The sequence below is a fragment of the Micromonospora yongxingensis genome, from assembly GCF_052601155.1.
This window is the reverse complement of the sequence record NZ_JBQXEO010000018.1, coordinates 17404-36883: the sequence shown is the minus strand read 5'-3', so window position 1 is coordinate 36883 and position 19480 is coordinate 17404. Positions and strand designations below refer to the sequence as shown.

Genomic DNA, 19480 nt, shown 5'->3' with positions numbered 1-19480 from the left:
CATCCACGCGGCCGCCATCGAGGCGGCCGCCGGATCTCCCGGCCCGGATGGCCGCCCCGCTGGCGGCGCCCGGCCCGACGGAGAACCCGATGACCCACCTGTCCGACCTGCTCAGCGCCGTCGCACGCGGCGTCGACCCCGGCCCCTTCGCGCTGCTGCGCCGCGAGGGCGCCGACGAGCTGGAGCTGTTCACCGGCCCGGTCGACACCGTCGACCGGCTGGCCGACATCCCGCTACCGCCGGGCGCGCCCGGGGCGCGGACGCTCGCCCTGGTGCCCTACCGGCAGATCACCGAGCGTGGTTTCGCCTGCCGCGACGACGGATCGCCGCTGGAGTGCCTCCAGGTCCGCGAGCACCGACGGATCCCTTTGGCCGACGCGCTGGCCGCGCTGCCCGCCGAGCCGGTACGCACCGTGGACGCCGCGTTCGACGTCAGCGACGACGAGTACGCGCGGATCGTGCACCGGGTGCTGACCGAGGAGATCGGCCGCGGCGAGGGCGCCAACTTCGTCATCCACCGCACCCTGCACGCCACCGTGCAGGGCGCGCCGCTGGTGGCGGCGCTGGCCGCGCTGCGCCGGCTGCTGGTCGCCGAGCGCGGCGCGTACTGGACGTTCGTGGTGCACACCGGCGCCCGGACCCTGGTCGGCGCCAGCCCCGAACGGCACGTCAGCGTCGACGACGGCCTGGTGATGATGAACCCGATCAGCGGCACCTTCCGGCCGGTCGGAGGCACGCCGGACCGGGAGGGGCTGCTGCGCTTCCTCGCCGACCCCAAGGAGGTCGAGGAGCTGTACATGGTGCTCGACGAGGAACTGAAGATGATGGCCACCGTCGCCGAGCACGGCGGCCAGGTCATCGGCCCGTACCTCAAGGAGATGTCGCACCTGGCGCACACCGAGTACCTGCTCGCCGGGCGGAGCACCCGCGACGTGCGGGAGGTGCTGCGGGAGACGATGTTCGCACCCACCGTCACCGGAAGCCCGATGGAGAACGCCTGCCGGGTGATCGCCCGGCACGAGCGCGTCGGCCGGGGCTACTACGCGGGCGTGCTGGCCCTGCTCGGTCACGACGAGGCGGGCCGGCAGACGCTGGACGCGCCGATCCTGATCCGTACCGCGGAGATCTCCCCCACCGGCCGGCTGCGGGTGCCGGTGGGCGCCACCCTGGTCCGGCACTCGACGGCTGCCGGTGAGGTGGCCGAGACGCACGCCAAGGCGGCCGGGGTGCTGGCCGCGCTCGGCCTGGGACCGGCGGCGTCCACCGGCGGCGGCGGGCCGGTGGCGCGCCTGGCCGACGACCCGGCGGTACGCGAGGCGCTGGCCGCGCGCAACGCCCCGCTGGCGCGGTTCTGGCTGGACCAGCGGGCGCCGGACGCGCCAGGGCTGCCCGGGTTGGTCGGCCGGCGGGCGTTGATCGTGGACGCCGAGGACACCTTCACCGGCATGCTGGCGCACCAGTTGGGCGCGCTGGGTCTGGCGGTCACGCTGCGGCCGTGGCACGCCAGCGGCCCCGTCGACGGCTACGACCTGGTGGTGGCCGGCCCCGGGCCGGGCGACCCAGGCAGCGCTGACGCGCCGAAGATGGTGGCGTTGCGAGGGTTGCTGACCGGGCTGCTGGCCAGCGGTCGCCCGACCCTGGCGGTGTGCCTCGGCCACCAGGTGCTGGCCGGCCTGCTGGGGCTGCCACCGCACCAGCGGGAGGCGCCCTACCAGGGGTTGCAACGGGAGGTGTCGCTGTTCGGCCACACCCGTCGGGTGGGTTTCTACTCCACGTTCACCGCCCGCGCCGAGGTCGACCGGCTGGACACCGCGTACGGGCCGGTGGAACTGGCCCGGGACCCGCGCGACGGCGCCGTGCACGCGCTGCGCGGGCGTGGCTTCGCCGGGGTGCAGTTCCACCCGGAGTCGGTGCTCAGCCCGGACGGGCTCGCCGTGCTGGCCGAACTGCTGGGCGACCTGCTGCCGTCTCCGCACCCGGACGAGCTGTCCGCCACGGGCGGACGGGCATAGTCACCCCCGGCGTGGGTAGGGCTGGATGGACCGGTGGTGCGGGCGGGCCGAGAGCCCCCGTTCGCGCCACCGGTCGCCGGTCGTCGTCAGCCGGCCATGCCCTTCTTCAGCGCGGTGCCGATCTGCACCGCCCGGCGGGCGGTGAGCGCGGCGGCGCCCAACGCGACGGCGTCCGGGGCGATCTCGCCGTTGTTGCTGGTGTGCGAGGCGCCGTACGGGTTGCCGGCGATGAACTGGCTCGTGTCGGTGTAGCCGGGGGTGACCACGATGCCACCCCAGTGGTAGAAGACGTTGAAGAGCGAGGTCAGGGTGGTCTCGTGACCGCCGTGCGCCGTCCCCGTCGAGGTGAAGCCGGCGTAGACCTTGTTGACCAGGCCGCCCTGGGACCAGAGCGGACCGGTGGTGTCGATGAACTGCTTCAGCTGGGCGGCGATGATGCCGTACCGGGTGGGCGCGCCGAGGATCGCCACGTCCGCCCAGGCCAGGTCGTCGATCATCGCCTCGGGCACGTCCTGGGTCTCCAGCTGGTGCGCCTGCCAACCGGAGTTGGAGCGGATCGCCTCCTCCGGAGCCAGCTCGCGCACCTTGCGAAGGCGGACCTCGGCGCCCGCGTCCCCGGCGGCCTCGCACACGGCCTGCGCCAACTGGTACGTCGTGCCGGTGGCGCTGTAGTAGATCACCGCTACCTTGGTCTGGGCAGCCATCAGATGTCCCCTTCTCGTCTGAGTCAGCTCCGGCGACTACCCCTTGCTTGCACCGTCAAACGCCGGCCGGCGCTCGCTGCCCCGGCCGGGCGGATCGGTCCCCTGCTCAATTTTTCCGCAAGTTCCGCAGCCTTCCGGTCCTCCGGCCCTCACGGACGGCGATCCTGATGTCACCGGCGCGGCGGGAGCGATCCGCCACCCGCGCCGGGGCACCTGAACGGGGGATCGCGCTCCGCCCGCAACGGAGCTGGCGTAGCGCGATCAGGGGCTCGTCGCCCGGCCGTCGCCGCTCAGTGGACCAACGCCGCCATCAGCCGCTCCAGCTCGGCCGCGGGGTCGGCGGTGAGCCCGGTGTGCACCGGCCCGGTCTGGATCATCGTGCTGCGCGGCGCGACCAGCCAGTGGAACCGCTCGCCGAGCCGCATCCGGGTCGCCGGTCCGTCGCCCGAGCAGGTCCGGTCCCAGGAGTCGAGCACCGCGGCCACCGCCGGCAGGTCCACGTCGGGCGCGAGCGCCCGGACCCGGTCGGCGTCCAGGTGCGTCCGCGCGGCCAGGAAGTCGCGCTGCTGGCAGTAGAGCAGCACGCCGACGTTGATCTGCTCGCCGCGCTCGATGCGGGGCACCAGTCGGATGACGGCGTACTCGAAGGGCTGCCTCACGCCGTGCCTCCCCGCGGCAGCCAGTCGGCGGTGCGGGCGACCCGGGCGGACAGGTGGGCCAGGTACGCCTCCCGCGCCGCGTCGGCCGACTCGAAGTCGGCGGCCGTCAGCCACTCCCCCGGCACCAGCGCCAGCACCTCGCGGAGCAGCTCCGGGGTGACCCGGGGGGCCAGCTCGGCATCGGCCTCGGCGAGCCGGTCGGCGTACGGCGCCAGCACGTGGTCCTCGGCCCGGTACGCCCGGTGCACGGCGGCACCGGCGCGCGGCCAGTTGTGATGGAAGTACAGGCAGGCGCCGTGGTCGATCAGCCACAGCTCGCGGTGCCAGACCAGCAGGTTCGGGTTGCGCCAGCTCCGGTCGACGTTCTCCACGTACGCGTCGAACCAGAGCACCCGCGAGGCCAGCGTCGGGTCGACCGGATGTGCCACCGGGTCGAAGCCCAGCGCCCCGGGCAGGAAGTCCATCCCCAGGTTGGCGCCGCCGCTGTTGCGCAGCAGCTCCTGCACCTCCTGGTCGGGCTCGGCCCGCCCGATCACCGGGTCGATGTCGAGCACCACCAGTGGCGGTACGCGCAGCTCCAGACGACGCGCCAGCTCACCGCAGATCACCTCGGCGATCAGCGCCTTGGGCCCCTGCCCGGCGCCGCGGAACTTCGCCACGTACGTTCCGAGGTCGTCGGCCTCGACCACGCCCGGCAGCGAGCCACCCTCGCGTAGCGGGGTGACGTAGCGGATCGCGGTGACCTGGCGGAGCACGCCGCCCACCCTACTGTGATCTCCGGCCGCACCCGCGGGACGTGTCGCGCGGGGCGGCCCGGCGAGCGGGCCTTCGCCCGGCGCACCGCTGGTGCGCCGGCGACGGAGACCCCGGTTGGTGGCTGTCAGTCCAGCCTGTCCCGCAGGTCGTCGACCTGCTGCTGGAGGCGGTCCACCGCACTCTCGTTGTTGATGAAAGTGGTGATGCCCGCGGCGAGGCCCAGACCGATGAGCACCGCCAGGATGCTCAGCACCAGGCCGCCGATCGCCACGCCCCGGCCGGTCACCCCTGGCCGGCGGGCCATCTTCAGCCCCACGATGCCGAGGATGATCCCGATGATGCCGAGCACCAGCCCGAGCCAGGCGAGGATGGCGGTCAGCACGCTGATCAGTCCGGACACGCCGAAGACCAGCGCGAAGGTGGCGGCCGCGCTCGTCTTGGCGCTGGTGCCCGCCCGATGGGTCTGGGACCCGGCGGTCACTCCGGAACCCCGGGCCGGTTCGCTTGCGGCAGTCATGACACTCCCTTCCGCACGCGCGGCGCGCGCACTTCCGGATGGGCGGCTTCCCACTGCGCGGGCCGTTATGCCCCGAGCGGCGGTCGTACGGCGGGGGTCGCCTCCGGAGGAGACGTCGGTGGGTGGTCCTAGGCTGACGGCCCGGCAACCGGAAGGGGCGACCGATGCCTGTCGACCTGAGCGCCACCGACGCTCTGGCGATGCGGATGAGCAGCCTGCTGCTGCGCCCGCACCCGAGCGTCCGGCCCGGCGGTGTCGCCGAGGTGGTCGAGTGGTTCGGCGGGATGCAGGCACAGGACCTGGCCAGCGGGTTGTGGTCACTGGGCGCCCGGCTGCCCGGGCGGACCGTGGCCGACGTGCAGGCGGCCCTGGAGCGGCGGGAGGCGCTGCGCACCTGGCCGATGCGGGGCACCGTGCACCTCGTTCCGCCCGCTGACGCGCGCTGGATGCTGGAGCTGACCGGCGTCCGGTCGCTGGCCGGCGCGGCGACCCGCCGGGCGCAGCTCGGGCTCAGCGACGCCGACGCGGACCGGGCGGTGGACGTGCTGGGCGTCGCCCTGGCCGGCGGCGGCCGGCTCACCCGGGCGCAGTGCCTGGCCGCCCTTCGCGCGGCCGGCCTGGCCACCGACAGCCAGCGCGGCTACCACCTGCTCTGGTACGCCAGCGTCCGCGGGGTGACCTGCCTCGCGCCGAACGTCGGCACCGAACAGACGTTCGCGCTGCTCGACGAGTGGGCGCCCGACTCCCGGCGGCTGGACCGGGACGAGGCGCTGGCGGTGCTCGCCCACCGCTACGTGCGCGGGCACGGGCCGGTGACCGCCCGCGAGTTCGCCGGCTGGACCGGCCTCACCCTCACCGACGCGCGGCGCGGGCTGGCCGCCGCCGGCGAGGCGCTGACCGTGGTCCGGGTCGACGGCGAGGAGATGTCCGTCGACGCGGCGCTGGCCGACGCGCCGCGCGCCCCGGTCGACGACGTGCTGGCGCTGCCCGGCTTCGACGAGTATCTGCTCGGCTTCCGGGACCGCGCGTTGATGCTCGACCCCGCGCACCAGGCGGCCGTCGTGCCGGGCAACAACGGCATCTTCCAGGCCACCGTGGTCCGCGCCGGCCGAGTGGTGGGCGTGTGGAAGCGACGCGTCGCCCGGGCGGCGGTCACCGTGACGATCCAGCCGCTGACGCCGCTGGACGCCGTCCAACGCGCCCGGGTGGAGCAGGCCCTGGGCCGCTACGCCGACTTCCTCGGGTTGCCGCCGCGCTTCGACTGGCCGGCCTGACCGGCGGGCGTTCAGTCCTCGGCTGCGCCGGTCTCCCGCGGGCGGGCCGGTCGCGGGCGGGCGGCGGTGAGCAGGTCGACGATCCGGGCCACCCGGGGGTCGGACCGGATCTCGGCCACGGTCGTGGGCAGCGGCAGTCGCCAGTTCGGATACTCGTCCACCGTGCCCGGCATGTTCGGCTGCCGCACCTCGCCGAGCACGTCGTACAGGGAGACGCCGAGCAGGCGGGTCGGGCTGCCCGCGAGGGCGGCGTGCATGGCGACCACCACCGCATCGTCATCGGGCACGTCCTCGTCGGGCAGCAGCCCCTCGGCGCGCAGCATCGCCAGCAGCCGCTCCCGCTCGTCGACGGCCCGGGCCCGCTCCACCGCCACGTCGGTGCTGAGCAGCTTCAACTCGTCGCGCACCCGGACGTGCTCGCCCGTGAGGAACCCCGGCGCGGTCGGTAGGTCGTGGGTGGAGATGGTGGCCAGCGCGTTGCGCGGCCACCGGGACGGTGGGACGAAGTCCCCGTCGTCGTCGCGGGCGAACCACAGCACGGTCGAGCCGAGCATGTTGCGCCCGCGCAGACCCCGGGTCACCGCCGGCTGGACCGTGCCGAGGTCCTCACCGACCACCACCGCCCCGGCCCGCTGGGCCTCCAGCGCCAGGATGCCGAGCATCGCGTCGGCGTCGTACCGGACGTAGGTGCCCTCGGCGGCACCGGCACCCGGCGGCACCCACCACAGCCGCCACAGACCGGCGACGTGGTCGACCCGCAGGCCGCCGGCGTGCCGCAGGGTCCGCCGCAGCATGTCGCGGTAGGCCGCGTAGCCGGTGGCGGCGAGCCGGTCCGGTCGCCACGCGGCGAGCCCCCAGTCCTGCCCGAGCTGGTTGAAGTCGTCCGGCGGGGCGCCGACCCGCACGCCCTGGGCGAGCACGTCGGCGAGCTGCCAGCCGTCCGCGCCACCCGGGTCGATGCCGACGGCGAGGTCGTGCACCACGCCGACCGGCATCCCGGCCGCACGGGCCGCCGCCGTGACGGCGTCGAGCTGCTCGTCGCAGAGGTGTTGCAGCCAGGCGTGGAAGGCCACCCGGTCGGCGAGCTGGCGGCGCTGCTCGGCGACCGCCGGGCCGTCCGGGTGGTGCAGCTCCTCCGGCCAGGCCCGCCAGTCGTTCCCGTGTCGTTCGGCCAGGGCACACCAGGTGGCGAACGTGGTCAGCGCCGGGTCCGCGTCCAGGTCCACCGGCCGGGCGTACGGGTGCAGCAGCTCCAGGGCGTGCCGCTTGGCGGTCCACACGTCGTCGTAGTCGATCAGGTCGCCCCGGTCGGGGCGCAGCGCGTCGACCACCGCCCGGGTCGCCGGGTCGGCCGCCTGGTAGGCGGCGGTGTCGCTGACTCGCAGGTAGAGCGGGTTGACGAAGCGCCGACTGGCCGGCGAGTAGGGAGAGGCGGCCACCGGGTGCGCCGGCCCGACCGCGTGCAGGGGGTTGAGCAGCACCAGCCCCGCGCCGCTGTCACCGGCCCAGCCGGTGAACTCGGCGAGGTCGCCGAGGTCGCCCATGCCCCAGGAGCGCTCCGAGGTGAGCGCGTAGAGCTGGAGCATCCAGCCCCAGGTGCGCGGCGGGACGGGCAGCCGGCGGGGCACCACGACCAGCGTCGCCTCGCGGTCGGCACAGGCCAGCCGGTGCCAGCCCAGCGGCAGGTCCGCCGGCAGCTCGCCGTCGACCGCGCGCCGGCCGCCGTCCTCCAGGGTCACCACGCCCGGGCCGGGGAGCACCCGGGTGGCGCCGTGGGTGAGCACCACCGTCTCGGGCAGGGCCGTCCGGTCGACCGCGCGGGCCGTGGCGAGCGCGTCGGCGATGGCCGCCGGGCTGGTGGCGTCCACACCCAGCAGCCCGAGCACGCCGACGACGGTCTCCGGCGCGACCTCGACACGGCGGTGCCGCCAGTCCTCATACCAGGTGGACACGCCGTGCGCGTTGGCCAGCGCGACCAGTCGTCGGTTCATCCGTCCCCCGCTTCACGACGCGACCTGCGACCACCTTGCCACGACCGGGGGCACGGCGCAGGACACGACGGGGCCGGCGGGTGGAACCCGCCGGCCCCGCCACGGTGGACGCCGTCAGTCGGCGAGCGCGCCGGCCGCCCGGCCCTCGTGCAGGGTCAGGTTGCGCCCGTTGGCCGGGTCGAACAGGTGGATCTTCTCCAGGTTGAACCAGACCCGGCGGGACTGCCCCTCGGCCACCGGCGACTCGGCCGACAGCCGGGTGACGAGGTTGCTGCCGGCGCCGCTGAAGTCGGCCGCGCCCGCGTCGGCGGCCAACTCCTCCAACTCGGCGGCGCTGGCCTTCTCGCCCTCGACGGTGAAGTAGACGTACTTGTCCGAGCCCATCGACTCGACGATCTCCACCGGCGCCTCGAACTCCAGGCCCCGGCGGCGGGTCTCCTCGTCCACCAGCTCGGCGTCCTCGAAGTGCTCGGGGCGGATGCCGAGGATCAGCTCGCGTGGCGCATCGGCGGCCTCCAGCTCACGGCGGACCCGGTCGCCCAACGGCACGTCGCCCAGCGCCGTCCGCAGCCCACCGTCCTGTACGGCGGCGTGCAGGAAGTTCATCGACGGCGAGCCGATGAAGCCGGCCACGAAGAGGTTGCGCGGGTGGTCGTAGAGCTCCTGCGGCGGGCCGACCTGCTGCACCGCCCCGCCGCGCATGATCACGACGCGGTCGCCGAGGGTCATCGCCTCGGTCTGGTCGTGGGTGACGTAGACGGTGGTGGTGCCGAGCTGCTTCTGCAGGCGGGACACCACCGTGCGCATCTGCACCCGCAGCTTGGCGTCCAGGTTGGACAGCGGCTCGTCCATGAGGAACGCCTTCGGCTGCCGGACGATCGCCCGGCCCATCGCGACCCGCTGGCGCTGCCCGCCGGAGAGGTTGGCCGGCTTGCGGTCCAGCAGCGGGGTCAGCTCCAGCACCTTCGCCGCCTCGTCGACCTTCTGGTTGATGGTCTCCTTGTCGAGCTTCGCCAGCCGCAGGGGGAACGCCATGTTCTCCCGCACGGTCATGTTCGGGTAGAGCGCGTACGACTGGAACACCATGGCGATGTCCCGGTCTCGGGGCGCCTTGTCGTTGACCCGCTGGCCGCCGATGCGCAGTTCCCCGGAGCTGATGTCCTCCAGCCCGGCGATCATGTTGAGAGTGGTGGACTTGCCGCAGCCCGAGGGGCCGACCAGGATCACGAACTCGCCGTCGGCGATCTCCAGGTCGACGTCCTGCACGGCGACGGTCCCGTCCGGGAACTTCTTGCTCACCTTGTCGAGCACGATGTCAGCCACGACTACCCACCTATCCCTTGACTGCGCCGGAGGTCAGGCCGGACACGATGCGGCGCTGGAAGAAGAGGACGAACAGAATGATCGGAATGGTGATCACGACGGCGGCGGCGCAGATCGCCCCGGTGGGGTCCTCGAACTGCGACTCGCCGGTGAAGAACGACAGCGCGACCGGCACCGTACGAGCCCGCTCGGTGGAGCTCAGCGTGATGGCGAACAGGAAGTCGTTCCAGCAGAAGATGAAGACCAGGATCGCCGTGGTGAACAACCCGGGCGCGGCCAGCGGCGCGATGACCCGCCGGAACGCCTGCCCCTGGGTGGCGCCGTCCATCTTCGCCGCCTTCTCCAGGTCCCACGGGATCTGCTTGAAGAACGCCGACAGCGTGTAGATCGCCAGCGGCAGCGCGAAGGTGATGTACGGCAGGATCAGCCCCGGCCAGGTGTCGAAGAGGCCGAGCTGCCGCTCGATCTCGAACAGCGGTGACACCAGCGACACCTGCGGGAACATCGCGATCAGCAGGGACACGCCGACCAGCAGCCGCTTGCCGGGGAAGTCCAGCCGGCTGATCGCGTACGCCGCCATCGCGCCGAGCACCACCGCGACCAGCGTGGCGATCAGCGCGATGCCGATCGAGTTGACCAGCGCCCGGACGAACTGGTCGGTGTCGAAGATCGTCTTGTAGTTGTCCAGCGTCCACTCCCGGGGGATGAAGTTCCCGTCGGTGAGGGTGGCCGGCGTCTTGAACGACAGCGACGCGATCCACAGCACCGGGACCAGCGCGAAGACGACCACGAAGACGTCCAGGAGGCCCCAGCGCAGCCGGGCGCGGGTGGTGGTTTCGGTACCGGTGGCCATGTCAGCGCCTCTCCCCGTCGTCGCTGCCCGGGGCAGCGGTGCCGAACAACTTCACGAAGACGAACGCGATGATCGCCACGGTGATGAAGATGAGCACCGACATCGTCGAGCCGATGCCGAGGTTCAGACCCCGGATCAGGTTGTTGTAGGCGAGCATCGACACCGACGAGGTCTCGTTGCCGCCGGCGGTCAGCACGAAGATGTTGTCGAAGACCCGGAACGCGTCCAGCGTGCGGAACAGCAGCGCGACCAGGATCGCCGGCTTCATCACCGGCAGCATCACCTTCGTGAACCGCTGCCAGGCCGTCGCGCCGTCGGTGGAGGCGGCCTTGAGCAGGTCCTCCGGGACCAGCGCCAGCCCGGCCATCAGCAGCAGCGCCATGAACGGCGTGGTCTTCCAGATCTCCGCGAGCATGATGATCGCCAGCGAGCTGGCCCGCTCGGTGAGCGGCGCGCCGTCGCTGAACAGGTTGGCCAGGTAGCCGGTGCCCGGCGTCCAGGCATACCGCCAGGAGAACGCGGCGACCACGGTGACGATCCCGTACGGGATCAGCGCCGAGGTCCGGACCAGGCCGCGGCCGATCAGGGTGCGGTGCATGATGATCGCCAGCCCCATGCCGAGCACCAGCTCGACGGCCACGGTGACCACCGTGATCAGCATGGTCACACCGAACGCGGTCCACCAGAACTCGTTGGTGAGCACGGTGACGTAGTTCTCCAGCCCGATGAACTCGCGCTGGTCGGGGAAACGCAGGTCGAAGCGCTGGAGTGACAGCCAGACCGAATAGATGATCGGGTACGCGGTCACCGCGAGCATGACCAGCGCGGCGGGCGCGCAGAGCAGCCAACCGAGCTTGCGTTCGGCCTTCTTGTTCTCGCTCAGCGGCGCCTTGCGACGGCCGCTGCGCTGGGTGGGGACGGTGGCGTGCCGGCCGCCGGGCCGCTCCGCCTCGGCGCTCACCTCGGCGCCGGCCGGTGTGGCGTTGATGCTCACGGTGACACCTCTTTTCGCGACTGCGGGGCTCGCAGGATCGGCTCACTCCACACGCTCACGGTGCCACCTTCTTTCGCGACTGCGGGGCTCGCAGGATCGGCTCACTCCTCGCGCTCACGGGAGCACCCCCTTCGACTGGAGGGCATCGGCGATGGCGCCGCGCAGCTCGTCCGCGGTCTGCTGCGGACGGATCGCCGACGGCGGCGACAGGATCGCCGACATCACCGTGGAGATGCTCTGGTAGGCCGGGGTCAGCGGGCGGGTCGCCGGCTCCTTCAGCTCCTCCAGGATGGTCTCCTTCATGGGGTACGCCTCGGCCATCTCCGGTTCGTCGTAGACCGCCTCGATGGTGGGTGGCACGCCGTCGTTGATCGCGGAGAACTTCTGGTGCTCGGCGTTGCGGATGCAGCGGGCCGCCTCGAAGGACAGCTCCGGGTGCTTGGAGTAGGAGCTGACCGCCATGTTCACCCCGCCGATGGTGACCTTGCTGGGGGTGTTCTCGTCGATGCCCGGCACCCGGGCCCAACCGACCTGCTTGGCCAGTTCCGGGTTGGCCTCCTGCAGCGCCGGGTAGACGAACGGCCAGTTCACCTGGAACGCCCCCGCACCGGACTGGAACTCCAGCCGCACCGGGTCCTCGGTGGCGTTGCTGAACGACGGCGAGGTCACGCCCGACGCGGCGAAGGTCTGCAACTGCTCCAGAGCCCGGACCGTGCCGGCGTCCATCACGGCCTTCGTACCGTCGTCGTTGAGGATCTTTCCGCCGGCGCTCTCGGCCAGGGTGTTGTAGAGGACGACCAGACCCTCGTACTGGGCCCCCATCGTGAGCACCTGGTACGGCTTGCCCTGGTCCTTGAGCTGCTTCGCCGCCGTGATCATCTGATCCCAGGTCGTCGGCGGCTGCGGCACCAGGTCCTTGCGGTACCAGAGCAGCTGGACGTTGGTGTTCTTCGGCGCGGCGTACAGCTTGTCCTCGTAGCGGGCGGTCTCCAGCGGCCCGGCGAGGGTGCCCTGCTCCACCTCGGCCTTGTCCTGGCCGGTCCACTCGCGGATCCAGTCGGCGCTGGCGAACTCCTGGGTCCAGGTGACGTCCAGACCGAGCAGGTCCATTCCGCTGTCCTCGGCGGCCAGCCGGCGCACCATCTGCACCCGCTGGTCGTCGGCCTGTCGGGGCAGCACCCGGTAGGCGATCTCGTAGCGCCCCTGGGCCTGCGCGTTGCAGTCGTCGACGACCTTCTGCAGGTTCTGCTCTGGTGGGTAGTACAGGTTGAGCGTCGGTGGGCCACCAGCGTCACCGGAACCGCAGGCGGCCATGGGCGCCACCAGCGTCAACGCGGCGGCAGCCGCGACCGCGCGCACCCGCGGTCGCCGTCGACGTCGAGCCTCGTCAGGGTCGCTCATCACCCCTCCCCTCTTTGTCGGCCAGCAGCCGGGGGAAGGCACCGTGCCCCGGCGCACGGCGAAACAATCGAGACCCTGCGGTTGCGTCGCGACGGCCCCGGACGTTTCGTGGCCTTCACACTGCCCGAGCTGGGAACTCGCGAAACCTGACGCTGGCGGGACGGGGTCCGTCCGGGTGGGTGTGCGCCAGATCACCCGCTCGGTGGTAACCGGCGGGCGCCCGGGCCTCGGACCCGGCATCCTGAACCGGTGATCGCGCACTTCAAGGACCTCTGCCTGGACGCCACGAACGCCCGCCTGCTGGGCGCCTTCTGGGCCCGGATCCTCGACGCGGACGTGGCCGACGCCGGCGGCGACGACACCCGGGTGGACCCTCGTGCCGCGCGCTCGGGCGCCGAGTCGATCTGGGTCAACCAGGTGCCGGAGCCACGCACCGGCAAGACCCGCGTCCACCTGGATCTGCGGCTGGCCGGCGCGGAGCCGTCCGCGCTGATCGCGGCCGGCGCCCGGCTGCTCCGCGAACCGTCCGGCGACGTGACCTGGTGGGTGCTGGCCGACCCGGAGGGCAACCCGTTCTGCGCGTTCTCGGCCCGCGACGGCACCCGACCAGGTCCGTTCGAGCTGGTCGTGGACTCCGCCGACCCGGCCGCCCAGGCGGCCTGGTGGGCCGGCGTGGTCGGCGGCACCGTCGAGTACGGATCGGGGACCGCGTCGGTGGCCGGCGCGGCCGGGTTCCCCTGGGACCACTGGGTGTTCGACGCGGTGCCCGAGCCCAAGACGGTCAAGAACCGGCTGCACTGGGACGTCGACCTGGTCGAGCCGGAGCCGACGGCGCTCATCGGGGCGGGCGCGACGCTGCTGCGCGAGCCGACCGAACAGAGCCGCTGGTGGGTCCTGGCCGACCCGGAGGGCAACGAGTTCTGCGCCTTCGCACCGCGTCCCACCGGGTGAACGACCGACTACCCTCCGCGCCCGCGGCGGACTAGCCTTTCCCTAGCTCCGCAGCCAGCGCGTTCGCCGCCGACGTCGACACGCCTCCGGCCGACCCCAGCCCGCCCGAACGGTTGGTAATCGCGGGAACGTCCCACTGCCGCTCCACCGGTTGGGCAGGATCGTCCCCAACGAGGAGGTGCCGTCGTGCAGGACACCCGCGCTCTCGCCCTGACGTTCGAGGTGAGCGGCCTGCCACCGGTCAAGACCGAAGCGCTGTCCATCTTCGCCGCCGGGCACCGGCAGGCGACGAGGGTCCGCACCCTGCTCCAGGCCGCCCTGATAGCGGCCCAGCGCACCGGCTGGACGCCGCTGCCCGGGCCGATCGAGGTCGACCTGGTGCTGCGCTGCCCGCCCGGGCACCGCACCGCCGACGCCAGCACCCTGCTCGGCGGCGTGTGCGCCGTGCTGCAGGACAAGAAGCGGGTGTCCAGCATCGGCCTGGCCCACCTCGGCGTCCTGGTGGACGTCGCCCTCTACGACGACGACCGGCAGATCCGCCGGCTGTCGTACCAGGAGGAACCGGCGGAGGACTTCTCGTACCAGGTGCGGGTCGCCGCCGTACCGACCGGGGTTTGACCGACGCCCGCGGTGGGGTACCGCGGACGCCGACGAAGGGAGCACCGATGTCGGAGCCACATGTCACGCTCGACCCGCGCGGGCTCGATCCCGTGCAGCAGAAGCTGCGCGGCCCGCTGGAGGATCAGCTGACCTCGGCGCTCCAGGCGGCCATCGACCGGGTTCGCGGCGACTACGCCGGTGAGCCGGTCGAGCAGGTCTGCCAGCGGCTGCTGGACGAGACCCGGTCCGGGCTGCATCCCGACATCGCCGCCGGGTTCAACCCGGACATGGACGAGTTCTGCCGGGTGGCGGTGGCGATCGTCCGGGGCAACGACGGCTGACGCCGTCGCCGCCCCGGCCGATCGTTGTCCGTCAGTAGCGGCCGAGCTGGGCGTAGGGGCTGAGCACGATGCGCGGCGACAGCGTCGGGTCCAGCCAGCTCAGCACGTCGACCAGGTTGTCGTGGGAGAGGGACACGCAGCCGGCGGTGGCGTTGCCGGCGCTGGTGCTGAACTGGTGCAGGAAGATGCCGCTGCCCGCGTTCGGCACCGGCTTCGCCACGTTCGGCACCATGTTGTAGGTGATCACCGCGAAGTGGGTGTACGCCGGCACCTCCGTCCACAGCGCCTCACTGGCCCCGCCGGGGTTGGTCGAGGTGTGCTGGAAGGAGTTGTACTGCGCGGACGCCGGGTTCTCGTTCCACCAGTCGCCACTGACCAGACGGTGGTACGGGTAGCGGACGCCCGGGTTCGCGGCGATCCCGTACATGGTCGGGCCGATGGAGTAGACCCCGGTGGGAGTGGTCGGCACACCCTCGACGTGGTTGTCGCTGAAGCCCTTGGAGCCGATCCGGGCGGGCAACGACGCCGAGGCGGGCTGCCAGCGACCCCGGACCTTCACGTACGCCTCGAGGGTGGCGTAGGTGGTGGTGTAGCTGGTGGAGCCGACGACGATGACCTGCTTCGTCTGCGCCGGCAGGGTGGTCAGCTGGGCGGCCAGGTTGCGGCGCGGCATCGTCGGCCGGGTGGAGTGCGGAACCGGCGCCGTGCCCCAGGCCGGCCCCGGCCGTGTCGCGCCGAGCGCGGGAGCCGTCGGGGCGAGCACGGCCGGTGCCGCCAGGCCCACAGCAGTGCCGAGCAGGAGGGATCTGCGCTTCATTCCGTCATCCTGACAGTCGACCCGGCTCACGGTCTGCCCCGCTCACCGGGGGTGGTCGATTCGTGGGCCGGGTCAGGACCGGGTCCGCAACTACCCGGCCCTGACCCCCGGCGGACCGGCAGGAGAGCGGACAGCTCCGGCATCCTCGTCGCACCACGCGGGGCGCGGCACGACGCCTCGCGGCACGACGGGGAGAGCCGGCCGCTCTGCACTCAGCTCCACGGTGCCCACCTGCCGGACGCCGGTGCGCCCCCGGCACACCCCGAAGGGCCGTGAGCGCCGGCCCAGGTTAGGCGGGCCACGACGGGCCGGACAAGCCATAGCGAGGCGTTGACGGCGTGACTGATCTCAAGGTGAAAAAGCGGCATGTCGGCGTAACGCGACCATGATCGCGAGCGCTGTTCCCGGTCGGATGGTCAGAAGTGCCGCAGGAGGTCCCGGAACTCGGCCAGCCGCAGTACGCCCGCGTCGGTCGGGTCCAGTTCGTCGTCCTCCAACACCCAGGTGTTCTCGTTCGGAATGAACACCGCGTTCAGCCCGGCCGCCCGGGCCGGCAGGATGTCCGACTTCGGAGAGTTGCCGATCATCCAGGCCCCGGCCGGGTCGAAGCCGTGCTCCCGGAGCAGCCACCGGTACACCTCGACGTTCTTCTCTGCAACGATGTGCGCGGCACGGAAGTGGTGCAGCAGCCCGCAGGCGTCCAGCTTGCGTTGCTGCTCCACCTGGTCCCCCTTGGTCAGCAGCAGCAGCTGGTGCCGGCCGGCCAGTTCGTCGAGCGCGTCGGCCACCCCGGGCATCAGCTCCACCCGGTGCTCGACGAGGGCAACGGCCAGCCGGTCGATCTCCTGGCGCTCGGCGTCGGTGGCCGGCCGCTCACGCAGTCGCTCCAGGCACTCCGCCAGGCTGCGCAGGAAGACCTTGCTGCCGTAGCCGTGCGCCACCGCGTTGGCCCGCTCGATGTCGTCGAGGACGGCACGGATCTGCACCCGGTCCAGGGTGGGATGGTCGAGCCAGGCCAGGAAGTCGTCGATCACCCGCTCGAAGACGACGTTGTTCTCCCAGAGGGTGTCGTCCGCGTCGAAGATCAGCACCTGTGCCTGCCGCCGCGCCGTCGCGTCCACCGTCATGCCGCCAACTCCTCGTGATCAACTCCTCCGACGATCGGGGACTTTAGGGCATATCGTCCGACGTACCCAACGACTTTCCGCCCACCGGTCGGGGCCACCGCAGCAACCGTTCCGCGATCATCGTCTCCCGTTCCTCCTGCGCCTCGGGGCGCAGCCGGCCGCCCCTGGTCAGCATCACCACACCGTGCAGCAGGCTCCAGCCCATCTCGGCCAGCGCGTCCGGGTCACGCCCCTCCGCCAGTGGGGTCAGGGCCGCCCGCAGCTCGGCGAACACGGCCCGGGGCGCGGCCGGCACGCCGTCCACGCCGAGGGCGAGGTCGGGGGTCAGCGCGAGCATCGCGTCGTAGACCTCCGGATTCGCGTACGCGAAGTCGAGGTACGCGCTGACCACCGCCGGCCAGGCCCGTTCTGGATCCCCGCCGGCTTCCGCGTGCGCCTCGGCCAGGTCGGCGGCCAGGTCGGAGAAGGCACACACCGCGACGGCCGCGAGCAACGCCTCCTGATCGGCGAAGTGCCGGTAGAGATCGCCAACGTCGACCTCGGCCCGCTCGGCCAGCCGCCGGGGGTTCATCCCCGCCCAGCCCTCGACCTCGGCCAACTCCCGGGCCACCGTGACGATGAGGTCACGTCGGTCCTCTTCGGTGGCTCCCTCGGCTGGTCCGGACACGCCCACGAGCGTAAGTGGCGGACACGACTCGTAGCGGCGCGGTGACGGATTGGTGACTACGTCCGGCTCGGTGTCCCGGGTGGTCAGGACCGGGCACGAGCCCAGGCGAGGAACCGGTCGGTCTGGTCCGGCACCCGATGGGCGTTGAGCTGGGCGAGTTGCTGAGCCGCCTCGGCCATCACCGTGCCCGGATAGATCAGCAGTGCGGTCCGGTCGTCCCGGTACTCGCTGAGCAGCGACAGCCGCGCCGGCTGGCACGGCCAGTCGGCGCCACAGTTGCGGCACCGCCAGAGTGGACGCATCAGGGTGTGCGGGCGGCTCGGCCGGACGGTCATCGGCGCAGCCTCAGGGCCGTGGCGCGCGCCTCCTCGGCGTCGAGATCCAGGAACCACAGGAAACGCTGCACGATCTGTGGCGGCCGGGAACCTTCCGGCCGGCCACGCAGGTCGTGGATCGCCTGCCGCAGCACCGGCACCAGACCGGGCAACAACCGGCCCGCCAACTCTCCCGGCGCTGGCGGCAGCGCACGGAACGCCGGACACGGCCACGGATCGGCACAGCGGACGCACAGCCAGTCCGGCCGGCATGCGAGATGACCGTCGGCCGCCTGGACCAGCACGGGGTCGTCGATGGTCGACGGTGCTCGCCGGGCGGGCACCTGGGCCGGATGAATGGCCCGCCCACCGCCCGGGATGGTCCGCTGCACCGGAACCGGCCCTCTGCGATCCTGCTTCGCGGTCGATGGCGACTGGCGTCGCGCCGGCTTCCGGCACGAGATGTACGGCATCGACACGTCGCCTCCGGCCGAGCTGCCACACGTCCAAATACTCGTCGTGACCGAGGAGGCTGGGATTTACCCTGGGCTGCAGAGGCTTCATCATGGCCAGCCTGGGTGACGGCTCGGTGGTGGCGCATCTCGACCACCAGGTCCGTGCGCAGGTAGTGAACCACACCGATGACCTTGCTACTCTCCAGCGGACCTAGGAAGCGGCGCAGACATGGACATGACCGAAGCCCGGTGGCACAAGTCGACCCGCTCCGGCTCAAATGGCGGGTCGTGCGTGGAGGTCGCCGACAATCTGGTCGGCGTCGTACTGGTGCGCGACACCAAGGACCGGGACGGCGGCACGCTGCAGTTCGACCCTGGCGCCTGGCGGTCCTTCCTCGCCTTCGCCAAGCGGCACTGACCGCACCAGTCCCCGTCAGGCTCCTCGATCGAGGACACGTTCGCGGCCAGCGGCAGGGCGTGTCCGCGTCCGCACCCGGTCGCGCTGGAGGAGGCGGGGATGGTTCAGGTCGGGCCTCACGGCGCGTTCTCCGTGAACAGCGTGGGACTCGACCGCGCAGCCTTTCCCCTGAGCTTCAGCGTTCGCGAGGCCAAGGGGTCCCGGATGGTCTACGCGACCGCCGCGCAGGCCGCGGAGCTGGCCGATGTGCTCATGTCCGCGGCGAATGACACGATCATCGTCGTTGGCCTGGAAACGAACAGCTTTCTGGACGACGAGTACGTCCCGTGGCCGCCGTCGCGGATCGCGGCGGAGCAGGGTGTCGACTGCGAGGTCCACTCCCTCGATGTGCTGACGTCCGGCGTCATCGGCCTCAGCGAGGAGGCCCTCGTGATCCGCCGGGACGATCTACCTCGATTCCTGGCCGACTGGTCACCGTACGAACTGACGCTGATCGACGTTGCGGGCACACCGACTGCCGAGCGTGTGGACGAGATCGTCCTCGCCCTCGGCACGGCCTTACACGGGGAACCGGTCCTGCCCGCCCTCGTCGGCTCGAGCCTGTGGTTCTCCGGCCACGACGACTGCTACGTCGCTGTGGAGTCGACGGACCCGGTGATGCCCGCGGCAGTCCTGAGCCGTCTGCTGGCCCTGCTGGCCGGTTCGGCCCTGGTTGACGCGTCGGCGGTGGACGTGACGGGTCCCGACGTTGAGACGATGGAGAGCCTGATCGAGGAGAGCCCGCACTGGATAGGCGTACTCGGCGCGCGGTCAGACGGCTCGATAGCTGTTGATCTCTCCGCCACGTCCGAGCCGTGGCGGCTCGGTCGGTCCGCCCCGGAACAGGTCGATCGCACCGCGATCTACGACATCGCGTACGGCGCCTGGCGGCTCACCGGTCCACTCCACCGGTGACGGACACATAGGCTGCGCGGCCGTTATCGACACAGGCCACAATGCAGCTAGGCCAGGATGACGGAGAGTTCATTCCGAATAACAATCCACCCGTGCAGGTCATCTGATGGAAGGTCTTCATCGCCGGGCTCTGGGGGCCTCTCCCCAATGACCTTGTTGGGATCCTCATCATCATAATGGACCACGATGCCACCGGCCCTGATATCACCCCTGTAAAATTTCGATGATGGCCACGCCATCCGACTCCAATGAGGAAGGCGGCCGACAATGGCCCACTCGCCGTTGACCAGGGGTATATCTCCGAACCTCGCAACAAGAACTGCGTCCTGCGGATTCAAGCTCGGAGCCCTCG

21 protein-coding genes and 1 pseudogene are annotated in these 19480 nt (G+C 71.8%); 8 read left to right on the top strand and 14 right to left on the bottom strand.

Annotated features, from left to right (window positions below):
* Positions 1-89 precede the first annotated feature (89 nt).
* On the top strand, positions 90-2012 hold the full coding sequence (locus tag ACTWLT_RS21240; RefSeq protein ID WP_445319883.1) for an anthranilate synthase family protein: 1923 nt from the start codon (positions 90-92) through the stop codon (positions 2010-2012).
* A gap of 86 nt (positions 2013-2098) precedes the next feature.
* Here the strand turns inward: ACTWLT_RS21240 and wrbA are convergent, their stop codons facing one another.
* The 4 genes from wrbA to ACTWLT_RS21220 all read right to left on the bottom strand — a co-directional run bounded on the left by wrbA (position 2099) and on the right by ACTWLT_RS21220 (position 4648).
* Positions 2099-2716, bottom strand: a complete 618-nt coding sequence (gene wrbA / locus ACTWLT_RS21235; protein WP_252418279.1) for an NAD(P)H:quinone oxidoreductase — start codon at positions 2714-2716, stop codon at positions 2099-2101.
* A gap of 290 nt (positions 2717-3006) precedes the next feature.
* Entirely contained in the window at positions 3007-3375 is a 369-nt protein-coding gene (locus ACTWLT_RS21230; RefSeq protein ID WP_252418280.1) for a DUF3037 domain-containing protein, read from the bottom strand.
* Positions 3372-4130 (bottom strand): HipA family kinase, encoded by a 759-nt coding sequence (locus ACTWLT_RS21225; protein WP_445319882.1) that lies wholly within the window; start codon positions 4128-4130, stop codon positions 3372-3374. The genes ACTWLT_RS21230 and ACTWLT_RS21225 overlap by 4 nt, the downstream gene beginning before the upstream one ends.
* Before the next feature lie 125 nt (positions 4131-4255).
* The gene (locus tag ACTWLT_RS21220) at positions 4256-4648 is read right to left on the bottom strand and encodes a hypothetical protein (protein ID WP_252418282.1); all 393 of its coding nucleotides are present in this window, start codon (positions 4646-4648) and stop codon (positions 4256-4258) included.
* Between the two features lie 164 nt (positions 4649-4812).
* On the opposite strand from ACTWLT_RS21220, the gene ACTWLT_RS21215 reads away from it, so the two are divergent.
* Positions 4813-5922 carry a winged helix DNA-binding domain-containing protein gene (locus tag ACTWLT_RS21215; protein ID WP_445319881.1) on the top strand — a complete coding sequence of 370 codons (1110 nt, stop codon included), beginning with the start codon at positions 4813-4815 and terminating at the stop codon, positions 5920-5922.
* Between the two features lie 11 nt (positions 5923-5933).
* Here ACTWLT_RS21215 and malQ read toward each other — a convergent pair whose 3' ends face one another.
* From malQ to ACTWLT_RS21190, 5 genes are all read right to left on the bottom strand, one after another.
* Positions 5934-7913, bottom strand: a complete 1980-nt coding sequence (gene malQ, locus ACTWLT_RS21210) for a 4-alpha-glucanotransferase (RefSeq protein WP_445319880.1) — start codon at positions 7911-7913, stop codon at positions 5934-5936.
* 114 nt (positions 7914-8027) lie between these two features.
* Positions 8028-9236 (bottom strand): ABC transporter ATP-binding protein, encoded by a 1209-nt coding sequence (locus tag ACTWLT_RS21205; RefSeq protein WP_445319879.1) that lies wholly within the window; start codon positions 9234-9236, stop codon positions 8028-8030.
* 10 nt (positions 9237-9246) lie between these two features.
* Positions 9247-10089: a carbohydrate ABC transporter permease gene (locus ACTWLT_RS21200; protein ID WP_445319878.1), complete on the bottom strand. Its 843-nt coding sequence runs from the start codon at positions 10087-10089 to the stop codon at positions 9247-9249.
* Between the two features lies 1 nt (position 10090).
* A complete protein-coding gene (locus tag ACTWLT_RS21195) occupies positions 10091-11083 on the bottom strand; it encodes a carbohydrate ABC transporter permease (protein WP_445319877.1) in 993 nt (330 codons plus the stop codon).
* A 114-nt stretch (positions 11084-11197) separates the two neighbouring features.
* A complete protein-coding gene (locus ACTWLT_RS21190) occupies positions 11198-12484 on the bottom strand; it encodes an ABC transporter substrate-binding protein (protein WP_445319876.1) in 1287 nt (428 codons plus the stop codon).
* Positions 12485-12733: 249 nt separating this feature from the next.
* Between ACTWLT_RS21190 and ACTWLT_RS21185 the strand changes: the two genes are divergently transcribed.
* The 3 genes from ACTWLT_RS21185 (at position 12734) to ACTWLT_RS21175 (ending at position 14376) form a co-directional block, all read left to right on the top strand.
* Positions 12734-13435 (top strand): VOC family protein, encoded by a 702-nt coding sequence (locus tag ACTWLT_RS21185; protein ID WP_445319875.1) that lies wholly within the window; start codon positions 12734-12736, stop codon positions 13433-13435.
* A 186-nt stretch (positions 13436-13621) separates the two neighbouring features.
* Entirely contained in the window at positions 13622-14053 is a 432-nt protein-coding gene (locus tag ACTWLT_RS21180; RefSeq protein ID WP_252418289.1) for a RusA family crossover junction endodeoxyribonuclease, read from the top strand.
* A 47-nt stretch (positions 14054-14100) separates the two neighbouring features.
* Complete coding sequence (locus tag ACTWLT_RS21175; RefSeq protein WP_252418290.1) at positions 14101-14376, top strand: hypothetical protein; 276 nt, start codon at positions 14101-14103, stop codon at positions 14374-14376.
* 31 nt (positions 14377-14407) lie between these two features.
* On the opposite strand, the gene ACTWLT_RS21170 is transcribed toward ACTWLT_RS21175, so the two are convergent.
* From ACTWLT_RS21170 to ACTWLT_RS21150, 5 genes are all read right to left on the bottom strand, one after another.
* Positions 14408-15193, bottom strand: coding sequence for a L,D-transpeptidase family protein (locus ACTWLT_RS21170; protein ID WP_445319874.1), 786 nt, complete (start codon positions 15191-15193; stop codon positions 14408-14410).
* Between the two features lie 416 nt (positions 15194-15609).
* Entirely contained in the window at positions 15610-16320 is a 711-nt protein-coding gene (locus tag ACTWLT_RS21165) for an HAD family hydrolase (protein ID WP_445319873.1), read from the bottom strand.
* A gap of 43 nt (positions 16321-16363) precedes the next feature.
* Positions 16364-16987, bottom strand: a complete 624-nt coding sequence (locus ACTWLT_RS21160) for a TetR/AcrR family transcriptional regulator (protein WP_445319872.1) — start codon at positions 16985-16987, stop codon at positions 16364-16366.
* 83 nt (positions 16988-17070) lie between these two features.
* Complete coding sequence (locus tag ACTWLT_RS21155) at positions 17071-17322, bottom strand: flavin reductase (RefSeq protein ID WP_445319871.1); 252 nt, start codon at positions 17320-17322, stop codon at positions 17071-17073.
* Complete coding sequence (locus ACTWLT_RS21150) at positions 17319-17606, bottom strand: hypothetical protein (protein ID WP_445319870.1); 288 nt, start codon at positions 17604-17606, stop codon at positions 17319-17321. The genes ACTWLT_RS21155 and ACTWLT_RS21150 overlap by 4 nt, the downstream gene beginning before the upstream one ends.
* Positions 17607-17790: 184 nt before the next feature.
* On the opposite strand from ACTWLT_RS21150, the pseudogene ACTWLT_RS21145 reads away from it, so the two are divergent.
* The 3 genes and pseudogenes from ACTWLT_RS21145 to ACTWLT_RS21135 all read left to right on the top strand — a co-directional run.
* Positions 17791-17968: pseudogene (locus tag ACTWLT_RS21145) on the top strand (Scr1 family TA system antitoxin-like transcriptional regulator); the annotation flags it as partial.
* A gap of 23 nt (positions 17969-17991) precedes the next feature.
* Positions 17992-18174, top strand: a complete 183-nt coding sequence (locus tag ACTWLT_RS21140) for a DUF397 domain-containing protein (RefSeq protein ID WP_445319969.1) — start codon at positions 17992-17994, stop codon at positions 18172-18174.
* Between the two features lie 99 nt (positions 18175-18273).
* Entirely contained in the window at positions 18274-19128 is an 855-nt protein-coding gene (locus ACTWLT_RS21135) for a hypothetical protein (protein ID WP_445319869.1), read from the top strand.
* Positions 19129-19480 lie beyond the last annotated feature (352 nt).

What these genes read in the sequence shown, in the direction of transcription:
- ACTWLT_RS21240 (WP_445319883.1), top strand. Translation starts at nt 90, where the DNA reads ATGACCCACCTGTCCGACCTGCTCAGCGCCGTCGCACGCGGCGTCGAC.
- wrbA (WP_252418279.1), bottom strand. Translation starts at nt 2,716, where the DNA reads ATGGCTGCCCAGACCAAGGTAGCGGTGATCTACTACAGCGCCACCGGC.
- ACTWLT_RS21220 (WP_252418282.1), bottom strand. Translation starts at nt 4,648, where the DNA reads ATGACTGCCGCAAGCGAACCGGCCCGGGGTTCCGGAGTGACCGCCGGG.
- ACTWLT_RS21215 (WP_445319881.1), top strand. Translation starts at nt 4,813, where the DNA reads ATGCCTGTCGACCTGAGCGCCACCGACGCTCTGGCGATGCGGATGAGC.
- malQ (WP_445319880.1), bottom strand. Translation starts at nt 7,913, where the DNA reads ATGAACCGACGACTGGTCGCGCTGGCCAACGCGCACGGCGTGTCCACC.
- ACTWLT_RS21200 (WP_445319878.1), bottom strand. Translation starts at nt 10,089, where the DNA reads ATGGCCACCGGTACCGAAACCACCACCCGCGCCCGGCTGCGCTGGGGC.
- ACTWLT_RS21190 (WP_445319876.1), bottom strand. Translation starts at nt 12,484, where the DNA reads ATGAGCGACCCTGACGAGGCTCGACGTCGACGGCGACCGCGGGTGCGC.
- ACTWLT_RS21175 (WP_252418290.1), top strand. Translation starts at nt 14,101, where the DNA reads ATGTCGGAGCCACATGTCACGCTCGACCCGCGCGGGCTCGATCCCGTG.
- ACTWLT_RS21170 (WP_445319874.1), bottom strand. Translation starts at nt 15,193, where the DNA reads ATGAAGCGCAGATCCCTCCTGCTCGGCACTGCTGTGGGCCTGGCGGCA.
- ACTWLT_RS21165 (WP_445319873.1), bottom strand. Translation starts at nt 16,320, where the DNA reads ATGACGGTGGACGCGACGGCGCGGCGGCAGGCACAGGTGCTGATCTTC.
- ACTWLT_RS21155 (WP_445319871.1), bottom strand. Translation starts at nt 17,322, where the DNA reads ATGACCGTCCGGCCGAGCCGCCCGCACACCCTGATGCGTCCACTCTGG.
- ACTWLT_RS21140 (WP_445319969.1), top strand. Translation starts at nt 17,992, where the DNA reads ATGACCGAAGCCCGGTGGCACAAGTCGACCCGCTCCGGCTCAAATGGC.
- ACTWLT_RS21135 (WP_445319869.1), top strand. Translation starts at nt 18,274, where the DNA reads ATGGTTCAGGTCGGGCCTCACGGCGCGTTCTCCGTGAACAGCGTGGGA.